Below are 13,642 nucleotides of genomic sequence, written 5' to 3'. Positions count from 1 at the left end.
GCCACTTGAATAGATGATTTTGATCATTTTGCGTCCCTTTTCATTTTCATAATTTTATAGCTAAGAAACTATAAATCAAAAACTAAGCCCATAACAGACGAAAATGAAAAACTACGATAAAGTGAAGTCCGCAAAATTATGTTACGAACATATCGGCGGAAAACTCGGCCAGCTCTTACTGGAGGTGTTAATAGCAAAAGGTTGGCTAGCAAAAACAGATCCCAGCGATAGAAACCTCTATATTACTGAACTTGGAGAATCCCAATTGACAGCATTTGGCATTGACTTATCACAAATTAAATCGTAACCATCATGAACTTACGCTTAGATTACGACAATTTCTTTCTACCCGCACAGGACCTGGAGAAACATTTTCAGTATATTCGTATAACTTAACGAATTCATACTATGAATGCGATAACAGACTGTGAACTTCAAAATATAGACCCAGACGATATTGGCGATGTACTCGTTAAAGTCGAAAAATCATTTGACATTAAGTTTAGGGGCACAGAACTTATGCATATCTCAACGTTTGGTGAGCTCTGCGATCATATCACAAATAAGATCCAACTTGATCATTCTAGCGACTGTACAAATCAGCAGGCTTTTTATAAGCTACGTGAGGCAATAGCTTCGACAGCTCAAATCGATCATAAAACGATCACGATAAACGCTGCACTTGCGGATATTTTCCCAAAAAATGGTCGGCGGTTAAGGGTAGAAAAACTCGAAAGACATTTAGGCTTTAAACTTGATATCCTACGCCCTCCCTTTTGGCTGACCCTATTACTTGCGATTTTTTATGTTGCTTCCTTAGCTGGTATTTACTTTAATTGGCCAATTGGACTCACAGGCCTTGTGTTTTCGCACACTTCGCTTTGGATTGCACACAAAACCGGTAAGGTGCTTGACTTGCAGACGGTAGGACAATTGGCAAAAAAAATGACCGCGGAAAATTATTTAAAATCGAGACGAAACCCTACCACATGCAATAAAATCGAGATTGAAAAAGTATTGACAGACCTGTTCAGTAGTGAACTATACCTTGACAAAAGTAAATTAACAAGAGAAGCGAAACTTGCTTAATATATACTGATTCGTCGTTTAAATTGTCTGATTATGATCTAGCCAGCGCTTAACGGCAATGAGCTACGGCTGTCCACGATATTTCTTAGACTGTAAAGTTTAATGGAATATATCGTATCTTGCTATCCAATTTTAAACCAAATATCACTTCAATGCGAAGAATTATCTATTCAATAGTAGCTACCGGTCTTATTTTTACAGGATGCGCAGGAATGAAAGGTCAGGGCAATAATAATGGCTGGAAATCCTTGTTTGATGGAAAGGACATCAATGATTGGTTTGTCAAAATTCATCATCATGATGTTGGTGTGAACTACGGAAATACTTTTCGAGTTGAAGATGGAATAATTAAGGTCAGATATGATCAGTATGATGATTTTAATGATCAATTTGGCCATTTATATTATAAAACACCCTTTTCTTATTATCATTTAAAATTTGAATATCGATTTGTAGGCGAGCTCCATAAAGGTGCCCCCTCCTATACACTTCGTAATAGCGGCGTTATGTTTCATTCGCAGGATCCCAGAACAATGTTGAAAGAACAGGATTGGCCCATTTCTGTCGAAATGCAACTTTTGGGAGGACTGAGCGATGGTCAGCCCCGCCCTACAGGCAATATGTGTTCTCCTGGAACCAATGTGGTCTATCAGGGCAAAATTGCCTCCTCACATTGCTTAAATTCTACTTCGAAGACCTATGATGGTGATCAATGGGTTAAAGGGGAGTTGATTGTATTAGGAGATTCGTTAATCAAACATATCATTAACGGAGATACCGTACTAGAATATTCAAGACCTCAGATTGGAGGTGGAACAGCCAATGGATATGACCCCAAAATTAAGATCGATGGTAAGTTGCTCAGCAGTGGATTTATCGCATTACAGAGTGAAGGTCAACCCGTAGATTTTAAGAATATATGGATTAAGGAGCTACCTAAACCAAAGAAGTAATTAATTTTTCCGACAGGAGGAACATCTTGATTTTAAACTTAGCAGTTTAACAAGTTCACCTCCATTATTAAAATATTACGAAATTCTTGATCGAGATAAACCTTAAATAGTCGCATACAGTCTCATAGTCAACCGAATAATATCTAGATTTATTATTTTTAAAGTAAAAATCAAAACAATAGAAATATAAATGCAAAATTAGAATATGGATAAAATCACGAAAAAAGAAATTGCAGAAGCAGAGAACCAACTTTTCTTGGCGCAGCTAGCCAGTAATGTAGACGGTCTTGATCTCCTCCTATATGACGACCTGGTTGCTGTAGCACCTGATGGTCAAATGTTAACCAAAGAAATGGATCTAAATGCACACCGATCAAAGGCTATGATTATTGAAAATGCTTCAACAGAAATTGATGAGATCAGAATAATTGGGGATACCGCACTTTCCGTTACTACGATGACGGCAAAAGGCAAGGTAATGGGAGCACCATTAGAAGGAAAATTTAGATATTTTAGGGTATGGAAACGCATTGACAACACACTAAAAGTCATTGGTGCCAGTTTTATGCAATTGCCTTAATAAGGGAACGGAAAACTGAAAATTCGTTTTTTTAATTTTGTCGTTGTAAATTTATATAGATGGGTATAATAAATAATAAATCTAGGATTATATGCAATGCAAAAATGAAAAAATACACTTTTTTTCTGGCTTGTATTTTACTTTGCTTTTTTATTTCTTGTCGAAATATTGGCAAACCTGTTGATAAACAAAAATCCGGTTCTTACTTCATCGATTCAAAAGGGCAGATAGCTTATTGTCAGAATGGAAATTGGTTTAGTTTGGGCATTTCACAAATGCAGGCTGATGCAAAATCGTTTGAGGTTTTGTCAGAAGATATAGCTAAAGACAAAAATGCGGTATATTTTCGTGGCACGACTCAAAAACTCGTGGACAAGAATTCCTTTTATGTCGACAATCAGATTCCAAAAGATCGTTTTCATGTCTATTATATCGATCAAGCCCTAGGCTTTAATATCATCCAGGGAGCAGATCCAAAAACATATGAGCTCGTAAAGGACCATATAAACTGGGCACACGACAAGGACCATTACTTCTACAGTAATGACATGATAAAGGCAGATCGGAAAACCTTTTCGTTCGTCAATGACTATTTTTTAATGGATAAAGATTCAGTTTATGTCTCTCCGAATATAGGTGCCTTTAAAGCAGTTGTTGCTAACTCCGGAAACATTGAAGCCATAAACAAATATTACATGAGAATTGGCAATACTATTTATTACCCACCATTTCAGCAGGGATCAGATGTCATAACGAGGTCCTTTAAGACCATTGATAAAATTCGTGTACTTGATCAGGATCATATTAGTGTTGACAACAAAACGATCCTATTCAGGGGGAAAAGCTTCAGATATGAACAGGTAGATGCTCCTTCCTTTGAATTATTCCGGATTGATGAAAAGAATGATGTGTATGGAAGCAACTCCTATTCAAAAGACAAGAATAATGTGTATTATAATCAGGAAATAATTCCAAATGCCGATATTAAAACGTTTATACCTTTAGGTCACGATTTCGGAAAAGACGCAAAAAATGTCTTTTATCAAAAACAGCTACTTGAAGGAGTAGATGCGCATAGTTTTAAGAAGGACGGTGATTTTTATAAAGACAATCGAGGCAATAAATTCAGCGGCCTTACAGGAAATAAAATCTAATCAGCTTTCTTTTGACAGCTAAACTTACTTTTTGTATTCAAAAAAAGCTTGTCCAGAGGAACTTAGCAATTGAAATTTCCAACTCGCAAACTATTTTAATACAGCTAGTCAGATTTTAGGCGCAATACATCAAACATGCGTTGATATTCAGGTGTCTCGAGATTATACTTTTTAGATTCACGAATAACGTAAGCTGTCAAAGATGCCAACTCTGTTTTCGGTCGTTTATTAAGATAATCCGTATGCATGGATGAAGTCGCATCGTAAGGCATTTGTTCCATTTTGTCCAAGGTCTTATGTACAATATGATCAGCAATAACAACTCCTTTTTCCTGAGCTAATGTTGTAACCTCCTGAATAAGTTTAACAACCGCATCTTTCTTCTTTGGATCTTCCATTATCTGACCAATAGAATAATCAAAATAAGAAGTAGCTGTGGCCATAGCGGAAATAAAAATAAATTTATCCCATATTATTTTCTCAATTTCATCGGAATAATTCACATGGATATCAGCTTGTTGCACAAGATGATATAACCTATCCAGTCTTTCATCATGTTCTCCATTCAATCCGAAACTCATTGTACCCCATTTTCCTGTCACTTCAATTACTCCAGCAGCCTTTAACCGGGACACAATATAGGCGCAACCATCCACAACCAAATTATTCGGATAATATCTGTTGATACGTTCTTTGCTGTCTACTCCATTCTGCAAGGGTATGAATACTGTATCTGCGCTCACACACGGTCCTAATAAGGCCATAGTATCTTCTAGATCATAAGATTTAGTACAAAGAAAAATGTAATCCATTTTTGTGAAGTTCTCAGCCTCACTGGAAGCCTTATAGGGCTTCGCTGTAAAACTTCCCTTTTCTAATAACAGCTTTAAACCATGTTGGTTAATCTCCTCAAGATGGTTACCTCGCGCCAAAAAATTGACATGAATATCAGTGTTTTCATACTTGCGCGCTAACATACCACCAAAATATCCGCCCACTCCCCCCAGGCCCACAATTAATATATGCTGTTCCATTAGTTTTTTTATTTCGTATTCCTTATCTGTATTCAACCTTAAAATAAATCTAAAGTGAATATAAAAGAACTTTTGACAACACACAACTTATCAATGTCAGGCAGAGATCAATTATTCAGCAACAACTTTTCTTTTACCATTACTTACAAATTTGTTAGTAACACACAAATAGCCGCTTTACACCCAGAAGCAAGTATTTGCCTTTACATTTGCTCGTATAATTAATCATGTACAATAGGTTTTTATTTATGAAAAAATACGCATACATCGGAGCTTTGGGTTTTCTCGCCGTAATCACAACTGAGTTTGGCATTATTGGTATCTTGCCCCAAATAGCCGATCATTATCATATCAGTATCGACAAAGCAGGTTATTTATTAAGTGCTTTTGCCTTGATCATTGCCCTAACTGGGCCATTTATGACATTGTTGGCTTCGGGATTCGATCGCAAGAAAGTCATGTTAACTGCCATCGCTATTTTCTTAGTCACGGCGATTGTCTCTTCATTATCCCCTCCTTTCTGGTTATTACTTACTGTAAGAATTCTTCCCGCCTTTCTCCAACCTGTCTATATTGCGACAGCATTGTCTGTCGCCATTTTAAAAGGGGGGAAGAAAAATGAAAATGAGCTTATGAGCATTGTTTTTAGTGGTGTTGCAATCGCCATGGTGACAACAGTCCCCTTCGCCACCTACATTGCCAGTCTCTATTCCTGGACATATTCTTTCACGATACAGGCCATTGTCAGTATAATTGCACTACTGGCGATCTATTTTACCATTCCTTCTTTGCCTGTAAAAGAAAAAAAATCCTACGGTAGTCAGATGAAAATATTAACCAAACCCATTTTTATGGTCAGTACCGCAATGAATTTCTTTATGGTATCCGCTTGGTTTTCTACCTATAGTTATTTCGCCGAATATTTAAACAAAGCAAAGAATATGGACAGTACCATGGTTAGTTATATGCTATTTGTATTTGGTATTATTGGAGTCATCGCCAACTGGGTGGCAGGGAAAATGCTCAACCGAAATATTACGTTTACCACAGCATTTTTCTTATCGGGTACACTTATTATTCCTTTATTACTGTATTTTTCAGATGGCAATATGTTCGCTACGGTCTGTACGATTGCCTTATGGGGATTTCTTTATTCTCCTAGCTTCTTAAACGCATCTACCTATATGATTTCTTCCGCTCCCGAGGCGCTAGAATTTGCCAATAGTCTAGCGACTTCATTTGGCAATCTCGGGGTAACCTTGGGAACTACCGTAGGTGGCTGGATTATCGTTTCGAAAGGTGTAGAATTTTCGCCCTGGCTTACGATGGGATTTGGTTTTCTCGCCTTTCTGATGATCGCCCTACGACAGTTTTTAGAAAAACGTGGCACAACAAATCAAATCACCGTGGTACAGTGTACACAGCAATAATATATTTTGCCGGTATTATAAATAGCCAATGCACGACAATTTAGATCTAGTTAGCCTGGATAATCATTCTAGGCTAACTAGATCTAATGCATCTCCTTAAAGACCGTCGACAAGATACCAACTCAAAATAATACCTATGACAAAAATCAATATGGCCACAATTGTAATACTATTTGAAGTTTGAGCGAAGTTCTCCTCTTCAATTTGTTTGTTTGTTTTACGATATTTAAAAAAGGCGACAATAACCGTCAATGCACCAATAACCACAATAGAAACACCAACAGCACCAGAATATTCATGCTGAGATCCTTCGACTATATCTCTTTTGAGAATGAGCTCAATCTGACGAATAAATAGTGAAAACTTAACAACTACAAAACCGAAGCCCATAATGCCCAGGCTTGTCCGGATCCAAGCAAGGAAAGTTCGTTCATTCGCAAGATGGTCATTTATCTTCTGGGTTACAGTTTTATTAGACATTTGAAATAAATTTTGATCAACAAAAAATTAAAGGAATTTTAAAAAGTATTTCATAGCCCTAAACAATACTTTATCGCCGTGAATATGCTTCAGCACATTTGTTTCATGGGTTAGTAAAGATGTTAAGGTTAAGAAATTCCATTGTTTGCTCCTCTATGAACGTTGCAAAACTTTGAAAGGTTTGAAAAATAATTCAAAGCTTCTTTCTTTCAAATCTTTTTTAGCAACTGCATACCGAACCCTGCAGATGAGGAAGGAATAAGTTTCCCATCTTTGACGAGATATCCCGACAAATCCACATCATCAGATGTACTTGTAACCCCTTCAATGGTTACGGTATTTCCGAGCCCTCCGGCTAAATGCGCTGTATAGTAGCTCTTGAGAAGCGATCCCCAGGCATGTGGAGATGCTTGCGCTCCGAGTTGTATTAACTTTGGCATTAAATTCCTCCAATTCGTAAATCCAAGGCCTTCAATATCCGTAAGGTGGACATCCAGCAGTTTCTTTTCAAATAAGGTTCTCAGCAAGTTCTGATCAGGATCTGCTTCGCCATCCGCCAGCAAAGTATTTATGCCTTCTGATTTTATAAAGCCACTAAGCTTTTGATAATCCACCACCGTTTCATGAAAAGGTTCTTCTATCCAAAAGAGATTTACCATTGGGATACCTTTTAAATACTGAATAAACTGGTCTGATGTAAAACCATTATTTCCATCAACTAAAATTCTGCAGTCGGGAAATGCTTCTGCCACTGCTTTTGTAACCTCAATATCCCGTTGAAGTCCTTTGGAAAAAGGCATCCATTTATGCCCCCTTCCAATTTTTAACTTGAATTGCCTGTAACCCACTCCATAATCATATTGGCATTCCTCAAGAATACGGTCAATTCCTGATGGTCTATCCGCTGGTTCTAAGTCATCGAAATAGATCATACCACTATAATAATCTGTTATGATCGGATCTTTTCGACCAAGTATTTCATAAACAGGTTTATTTAAAATGACTCCTGCGAGATCATGAAGAGCCATATCAAAGGGAATATGTGTCTGCAGCAGTGTACCGACTTTGGGAGAAAAAAGATCTGACATTTTCTTGCCTATCAATTCTCCCGAAATTTGTTCAGCTTCACGTCTTGAGCCACGGAGTGAGGTCCAGCCCATTGCTCCCTGATCTGTCCTTATAACACATATTTCCACATCAGGTCCATAACCATGTAGGTCGAGACGGGCATTTTTCCCCACAAGTCTCGGATAATTCATCTTTACGGTAGAAAATCTGATATCTTTTATCTTGTGATAGGACAATACCTTGTTTCCTGGTTCAGCATCAGAGGAAAATAAAATTTCATTTGCGTAACCTTTATACAACGTGGCTGAGGCAATGCCAAAATTCAGCGCCTGAATAAATGTTCTTCTTTTCATAGTTGATTTATTTCGATTATCCGAAACCGTCAGGATAGACTTGTTTCTAGTTTTTTTTTTACACCAGCGTAGGCATAACTAGCCACGTAGCCAAAGCTTTATAATTAGTTTATAAATATCCATATGAAAGATACTGCATACGCGTTTGTATTTATTGACAGGGCGTATCAATTGTTATACAATTTGTATCATTTTTTTTATCAATGTCTCTGTCGTGTACAATTACCGTATGACTATCTTTACTGCTTCGAGCGGCCTTATTACCTCATACCAATACCGCATAAAAAATTTGCATATAAATACCTATATCTTAAATTTTCCTTTATTTTGTATACATGCGCATATTGGTAACAGGATCTTCGGGAAAATTAGGAAGTGTAACAGTTCGGAATCTACGTCTTGCTGGACACGATGTTACGGGAGTTGATTTATTAGAAAGCGATACCACTGATCATTGTTTAGATGTACAGCGAACTGAGGCAGTTATTGAATTCACAAGTGGTTATGAAGCCATTATCCATACTGCAGCGCTGCATGGTAGACATATGGATTTGAATTATAGCCGACAAAGTTTTATAGATACCAATATAACAGGAACATTAAATCTGTTAAATGCCTGTGTAAAGAACGGAATAAAGCGTTTTCTTTTTACCTCTACAACCTCCATATACGGCAATGCACTTGTTGATGCGGAAAAAGCGGTGTGGGTTACAGAGGAACTTATAGCCCAACCTCGTGATATTTATGATATTACTTGGTTACACTCCGCAGTATACTTTCGAATTTCTTCTCAATCAACTTCAATAAAACAGCAAGACGGCACTTTAGTTATTGATCTACACCGATAAAAATGCCTTCATTTTATTTATTGCTTGCAAGGAAATATCTAAATCTTTATTGAGCACGATTTGTCCACTTGATTTTTCCCGAATAATTAAATTAGCATATTGTGTTCTAAATAATGAAAAAAGTGGCCTTTCCTTTAGCGGTAGATACTTTTCAACAATAGAAACTGCGTAACTATCGAAAACATATTCTTTTTTTCCAATGCTTATCCGGTCACTGAATAACGTACAGCGGTTTTGCCGATAGGTGGAAACAAGTAAGGCGGGTAAAAGAACAAATCCAAAGAGAGCGAAGGCCCCAAAAGATATAACCGTACTTGTACCTGAGATAATTCCCAAAAGATTATAGATTGATCCGAAAATAATAAAGGGCGCCAAGACACCATAAAAAATAAGTGTACGCTGTGATAGATTGATTTTCATACTAATTATAAAAAATTGATTTAATACACCAAAATAGTTAAAAGCAAATGAATCTCCCACATAATATAATTATCGCTTTGATCTCCTTAATATTCGTCCACTATCAATAAATAAGGGTAATACTTTTGCCATATTTAGTCGGCTGTTTTTCTATCGCCAGATTCTTGTCTGAGCTTACAAAGCATATGAAACAAGTCTCAAAAAACAACAAAATCTATATAAGTTTTCCAAATTTCCCAGTATAGATTAGGATAAGGGTAATCATATCGAATAGCGCATGTGAAATGATTGAAACCCAAAGATTATTATTCCATTTTTTATATAAAATACCCCAGTAGAATCCTCCCAAACAAGCAGCTATAACAGCAAATATATCTTGCTGCAGATGATAGAGACCGAAAAGAATACTGGTTATCACGATAGGCAACCAACGTCCCATTCCTTTAAACAATCTTTTTTCGAGTATATTCTGGATACAGCCCCGAAATACAACTTCCTCATAAAATCCACCAATAATCCAAGCTGCAACAATTGTCATGATCAATCTTGCCATACTACTCCTGATAAAATTATACTCCATATAATCGGGAACATTAAATAGATGTTTGATAACTGGAATATATATTATCTGCATAAATATTACCCAGGCTAATGCAGAGAGAATTCCTAAAAGAATAACACGCGAAGAAAGGTTTTTCTTATTTAATCCCAAATCCTTCAATGACCTGCCTTCTCTTCTTAAAACAAGAAAAATTGCTAAAAAACAAATCACTGCATAAGAATAAAAAGGTAATGGCACAGCATGCGGAAATACGACAAGAAATAGGATGAACCCGATATCCTGAATTATTGAAAATGCTTTGCTTTTCATAGCTTGAGTTATGAAGTGCGTATTATCTTCAAAAATTTAAGCAACCGTAACGCCGAAGAAATGTCCTATTAACGCGGTCACTCCCATCGCTATCGTCCCCCAGAAACATATTCTGCCTACTGCAATTCCGATACTCGAGCCTCCAGTCTTGGCCGCAATCGCTCCAAGAACCATTAAAAAAATAATCGTAAAACCATACTGCAGATAGACCATCTGCCTAATTGGTGCAAGCAATGAAACCATAAATGGAAGTAGCGCTCCTAACGCAAATGAGCCCAGAGATGCCAGTGCAGCTTGTAGAGGTTTAGCTTGTGTAATCTCATTGATACCCAATTCATCATGTGCATGGGCGCCCAATGCATCATGTGCAGTTAGTTCGCGTGCAACCTGTAAGGCGGTTTCTTTACTGACGCCTCTTCTTTCATAAACTTTGGCTAATTCCTGTAGCTCGATTTCAGGCATTTCTTCAAGTTCCTTTTTCTCACGTAGGAGATCGGCCTTTTCGGTATCTTCCTGCGAGCTTACGGAAACATATTCTCCTGCTGCCATAGACATTGCTCCCGCAATCATGCCCGCTAATGCTGCCAAGACAATGGTATTGCGTTCAGGGCTCGCCGCTGCAACTCCAATCACAATACTCGTCGTCGATAATAAGCCATCATTGGCACCTAACACAGCAGCGCGAAGCCACCCAACCCGGTTGACATAGTGTTTTTCTAATGGATGATGCATATCAGTATGTATTTGTGAAAGATACTTAAATTTAGCAATTATATTTATTTAAAGCTACTCTGATCTCACTGTAAGTCAACAACCTATCAAATTACCTACAGTGCCATCCTGATTTTTTTCAATTGTGGTTATGCCTTTTAACCATTACCTTTCAACATTTCGCAAACTTTATTCTACTCAGGAGCTTAAAGAGAAGGTGTAAAGAATCTTGCTTCTTTAAAATTTATAATTATATCCTAGTCTCAGCACCTGCGTTTCGTAATAATCATGGCTTGTATAATTAAAACCAATACCATCTATTTTTCGCTTAATAACCATCGTATTTAATAAATCCGTAGCATTAAAGAAAAGCTCGCCTTTTCCTTTTTGAACGGATTTTTTTAGTCCGGCATCTATTGAAAACCTCGATTGGATTTTTCCCTGCGGTATAATATCCGGTGCCAAATAGATTGCTGTAATCTGCCCATCCCATCCTCTTGCAAAACGAAACATATTGTTAAACTTCAAGTTACCTGAAAGTGCAGTCTGCCGATCTGCTGAAAAAGTATTGGGTTCGGGATAAAGGTTTTCTACTGTAAAGGCATTGATTTGGTTTCGATAGAGATTACCATTAATACTAAAGGAGTAAATTGAAGATACTTTTTGATTCAAGATTGTTTCAATCCCCGTATTGAAGCTCTTTCCTGCATTTTGGAACACAGCATAAATTAATTTACTGTCCGGAACAGTACTCGATATCCGTGTAATAGTTCCATCAGCGAAACGGTGATACATTGCGGCGTAAAAGTAACCATTGCTCCAGGTATTCTTATATCCCAGTTCGACAGAATTGGTGAACTGAGGACGCAAGCCTGGATTTCCAACCTTGATAATTTCAGCATCATCATACTTGGGAAAAATACGAATGTCAACTTCATTAGGTCGGTCCACCCGCCGATTATAAAAAGCCGAAAGCTTGTTATTGTCGTTAAGTTTGTAGGCCAATCTCACATTGGGAAAGGGTTGCGTATAATTGTACCCATCGCTTTTATAGGTGTTATGATTTGGATTTACATCATATTGAATTTTCACATATTCTAGACGCAAGCCTAATTCAGCCTCCCATTTTTCATTTTCGAAAACATAATTCCCATACACTGCTGGTATTAATTCTTTGTAATTTGCCCAGCCGCCAGCATTCATATCAAGAACAGAGTTGGCGCCCGGTTTAAACTCCATATTAGTTGGAATATTCCGGTTTCTCACCTTTATTCCGGTTTCAATACGTCCATATTTCAGCGGTTTGATATAATCTACATTAACATCATAAACCTGTTCGTCGGATAGCAGCTTAAAAGAGTCTGTTCCCTTCGAAGAAGGTAGATAATTGTCATAGAAGTACTTTTCGTCTTCGCGATGAAATGTATAATTAAAACCAACATTGAGCAAATGCCCGGCATCTTTAAATTTGTGCTGATAAGAAGTTGTCGCCATGGCTGTTGTCTTCAATTCATCTTCCAAAAATTGCCAAAGACGCAAGCGTGTTGAAATATCAGCATCGAAAAAAGGTTGATCGCCCCGGTCAATAATCTTCTCACTTCCATACATCCCCGAAATAGTCAGATTATTCTGTTCATCAATATGCCAATCTATCCCTGCTTTGGTCGTTAGAAAATTCGTATTCCGATTTCGTTTCAGCTGTGAGTTAATAATTGTACCATCTTCATATTTACGAGTTACAAATTCATTCTTGTTCAGTGTCTGTGTATAGAGATTATCGGCCTGTATGAAAATATTGACCTTATCTTTTCTGTAATTTAATGATACACTGGGATTGATTTTAGGTGTTAAAGTATATTGTGGTCTTATGGTTGGTAGATTTTCCTTCCGTATCCATAATGAGCCCAATCCGGAACTGAAACCTACTTTACCATTAAATCCATTTTGATTACTTTTCTTCATAATGATATTAATAATACCTGCATTCCCATTGGCATCATACTTCGAAGAAGGATTATTGATGATCTCTATTTTATCTATCGCTGATGACGGAATATTATCCAACCCAGATTGGCTACCAAAACCCGTCAAGGCGGTTTGTTTTCCATCGATAAGCACAGTGACTTTGTCGTTGCCTCTCAGTTGAACTTTGCCATCCTGAACCGCGATTCCGGGCAAATTTTGCATCGTCTGCAAAACAGAACCGCCGGTCTGACTTATATTATCGGCAACGGAATAGATTTTCTTATCCAGTTTATTACTTACATGACCTGCCTGAGCAGTCACGGTAACCCCTTCCAATGCGATGGAACGCTCCTCCAACTCGATCGTTGGGATATCCAAAAACTCCGAAAGACTACCAACAAATAGGGATTGCTTCTTATCCTCAAACCCTGTAAATGAAATGTTTAATTGGTAATTTCCTGGCTTAATTTTGGAAATGGTAAACCGGCCTTCATCGTTTGTCATCGTTCCGGCGATAAAAGCGCTGTCTTTATCAGATTTGACCACAACGTTAACGTATTGAATAGCCAATTTATCCGCCTTATTTTTTATAATACCTGAAACGGTAACAGACGATACCTGTGCCGAAACAACCGAAGAAACTATGACTAAAATAAAAATATAAAATAATCGTAATTGAACCATAA

The 13,642-nt window shown here is 37.4% G+C and carries 14 protein-coding genes; 7 read left to right on the top strand and 7 right to left on the bottom strand.

The genetic code is table 11. The features are described from left to right. The first annotated feature begins 103 nt into the window (after positions 1-103). The 5 genes from L1283_RS01360 to L1283_RS01340 all read left to right on the top strand — a co-directional run bounded on the left by L1283_RS01360 (position 104) and on the right by L1283_RS01340 (position 3,776). Positions 104-307, top strand: a complete 204-nt coding sequence (locus tag L1283_RS01360; protein ID WP_088162485.1) for an ArsR family transcriptional regulator — start codon at positions 104-106, stop codon at positions 305-307. Positions 308-408: 101 nt separating this feature from the next. Then, positions 409-1,089, top strand: coding sequence for a hypothetical protein (locus L1283_RS01355; RefSeq protein WP_198385971.1), 681 nt, complete (start codon positions 409-411; stop codon positions 1,087-1,089). A 152-nt stretch (positions 1,090-1,241) separates the two neighbouring features. Next, entirely contained in the window at positions 1,242-2,042 is an 801-nt protein-coding gene (locus tag L1283_RS01350) for a 3-keto-disaccharide hydrolase (protein ID WP_088162486.1), read from the top strand. A gap of 205 nt (positions 2,043-2,247) precedes the next feature. After that, positions 2,248-2,622 carry a nuclear transport factor 2 family protein gene (locus L1283_RS01345; protein ID WP_333624601.1) on the top strand — a complete coding sequence of 125 codons (375 nt, stop codon included), beginning with the start codon at positions 2,248-2,250 and terminating at the stop codon, positions 2,620-2,622. Positions 2,623-2,681: 59 nt separating this feature from the next. Continuing rightward, on the top strand, positions 2,682-3,776 hold the full coding sequence (locus tag L1283_RS01340; RefSeq protein WP_429625648.1) for a DKNYY domain-containing protein: 1,095 nt from the start codon (positions 2,682-2,684) through the stop codon (positions 3,774-3,776). Positions 3,777-3,880: 104 nt separating this feature from the next. Here the strand turns inward: L1283_RS01340 and L1283_RS01335 are convergent, their stop codons facing one another. Next, positions 3,881-4,810, bottom strand: coding sequence for a ketopantoate reductase family protein (locus L1283_RS01335; protein ID WP_429625647.1), 930 nt, complete (start codon positions 4,808-4,810; stop codon positions 3,881-3,883). A 248-nt stretch (positions 4,811-5,058) separates the two neighbouring features. Between L1283_RS01335 and L1283_RS01330 the strand changes: the two genes are divergently transcribed. Then, the gene (locus L1283_RS01330) at positions 5,059-6,240 is read left to right on the top strand and encodes an MFS transporter (RefSeq protein WP_429625646.1); all 1,182 of its coding nucleotides are present in this window, start codon (positions 5,059-5,061) and stop codon (positions 6,238-6,240) included. Between the two features lie 96 nt (positions 6,241-6,336). Here L1283_RS01330 and L1283_RS01325 read toward each other — a convergent pair whose 3' ends face one another. Both L1283_RS01325 and L1283_RS01320 read right to left on the bottom strand, forming a co-directional pair. Next, complete coding sequence (locus L1283_RS01325) at positions 6,337-6,720, bottom strand: YidH family protein (RefSeq protein WP_075993749.1); 384 nt, start codon at positions 6,718-6,720, stop codon at positions 6,337-6,339. A 209-nt stretch (positions 6,721-6,929) separates the two neighbouring features. After that, positions 6,930-8,141, bottom strand: a complete 1,212-nt coding sequence (locus tag L1283_RS01320) for an enolase C-terminal domain-like protein (RefSeq protein ID WP_429625645.1) — start codon at positions 8,139-8,141, stop codon at positions 6,930-6,932. Between the two features lie 335 nt (positions 8,142-8,476). On the opposite strand from L1283_RS01320, the gene L1283_RS01315 reads away from it, so the two are divergent. Next, complete coding sequence (locus tag L1283_RS01315) at positions 8,477-8,989, top strand: NAD-dependent epimerase/dehydratase family protein (protein ID WP_145330504.1); 513 nt, start codon at positions 8,477-8,479, stop codon at positions 8,987-8,989. Here the strand turns inward: L1283_RS01315 and L1283_RS01310 are convergent. The 4 genes from L1283_RS01310 to L1283_RS01295 form a co-directional block, all read right to left on the bottom strand. After that, on the bottom strand, positions 8,978-9,409 hold the full coding sequence (locus tag L1283_RS01310) for a hypothetical protein (protein WP_145330502.1): 432 nt from the start codon (positions 9,407-9,409) through the stop codon (positions 8,978-8,980). The two genes, L1283_RS01315 and L1283_RS01310, sit on opposite strands and share 12 nt — an antisense overlap. A gap of 214 nt (positions 9,410-9,623) precedes the next feature. Continuing rightward, positions 9,624-10,280 (bottom strand): CPBP family intramembrane glutamic endopeptidase, encoded by a 657-nt coding sequence (locus L1283_RS01305; RefSeq protein WP_075993753.1) that lies wholly within the window; start codon positions 10,278-10,280, stop codon positions 9,624-9,626. 36 nt (positions 10,281-10,316) lie between these two features. Further along, complete coding sequence (locus L1283_RS01300) at positions 10,317-11,012, bottom strand: VIT1/CCC1 transporter family protein (protein WP_333889037.1); 696 nt, start codon at positions 11,010-11,012, stop codon at positions 10,317-10,319. Between the two features lie 216 nt (positions 11,013-11,228). Further along, complete coding sequence (locus L1283_RS01295; RefSeq protein WP_429625644.1) at positions 11,229-13,640, bottom strand: TonB-dependent receptor domain-containing protein; 2,412 nt, start codon at positions 13,638-13,640, stop codon at positions 11,229-11,231. Positions 13,641-13,642: the final 2 nt, after the last annotated feature.

The organism is Sphingobacterium sp. HSC-15S19 (assembly GCF_050433745.1).
GTDB classification, from domain to species: Bacteria; Bacteroidota; Bacteroidia; order Sphingobacteriales; family Sphingobacteriaceae; genus Sphingobacterium; species Sphingobacterium siyangense.
This window is presented reverse-complemented; position numbering and strand designations above follow the sequence as displayed.

Excerpts from the sequence above, each read along its gene's own strand:
- L1283_RS01360 (WP_088162485.1), top strand. The coding sequence starts at position 104 with ATGAAAAACTACGATAAAGTGAAGTCCGCAAAATTATGTTACGAACAT.
- L1283_RS01355 (WP_198385971.1), top strand. The coding sequence starts at position 409 with ATGAATGCGATAACAGACTGTGAACTTCAAAATATAGACCCAGACGAT.
- L1283_RS01350 (WP_088162486.1), top strand. The coding sequence starts at position 1,242 with ATGCGAAGAATTATCTATTCAATAGTAGCTACCGGTCTTATTTTTACA.
- L1283_RS01345 (WP_333624601.1), top strand. The coding sequence starts at position 2,248 with ATGGATAAAATCACGAAAAAAGAAATTGCAGAAGCAGAGAACCAACTT.
- L1283_RS01340 (WP_429625648.1), top strand. The coding sequence starts at position 2,682 with ATGGGTATAATAAATAATAAATCTAGGATTATATGCAATGCAAAAATG.
- L1283_RS01335 (WP_429625647.1), bottom strand. The coding sequence starts at position 4,810 with ATGGAACAGCATATATTAATTGTGGGCCTGGGGGGAGTGGGCGGATAT.
- L1283_RS01330 (WP_429625646.1), top strand. The coding sequence starts at position 5,059 with ATGAAAAAATACGCATACATCGGAGCTTTGGGTTTTCTCGCCGTAATC.
- L1283_RS01325 (WP_075993749.1), bottom strand. The coding sequence starts at position 6,720 with ATGTCTAATAAAACTGTAACCCAGAAGATAAATGACCATCTTGCGAAT.
- L1283_RS01320 (WP_429625645.1), bottom strand. The coding sequence starts at position 8,141 with ATGAAAAGAAGAACATTTATTCAGGCGCTGAATTTTGGCATTGCCTCA.
- L1283_RS01315 (WP_145330504.1), top strand. The coding sequence starts at position 8,477 with ATGCGCATATTGGTAACAGGATCTTCGGGAAAATTAGGAAGTGTAACA.
- L1283_RS01310 (WP_145330502.1), bottom strand. The coding sequence starts at position 9,409 with ATGAAAATCAATCTATCACAGCGTACACTTATTTTTTATGGTGTCTTG.
- L1283_RS01305 (WP_075993753.1), bottom strand. The coding sequence starts at position 10,280 with ATGAAAAGCAAAGCATTTTCAATAATTCAGGATATCGGGTTCATCCTA.
- L1283_RS01300 (WP_333889037.1), bottom strand. The coding sequence starts at position 11,012 with ATGCATCATCCATTAGAAAAACACTATGTCAACCGGGTTGGGTGGCTT.
- L1283_RS01295 (WP_429625644.1), bottom strand. The coding sequence starts at position 13,640 with ATGGTTCAATTACGATTATTTTATATTTTTATTTTAGTCATAGTTTCT.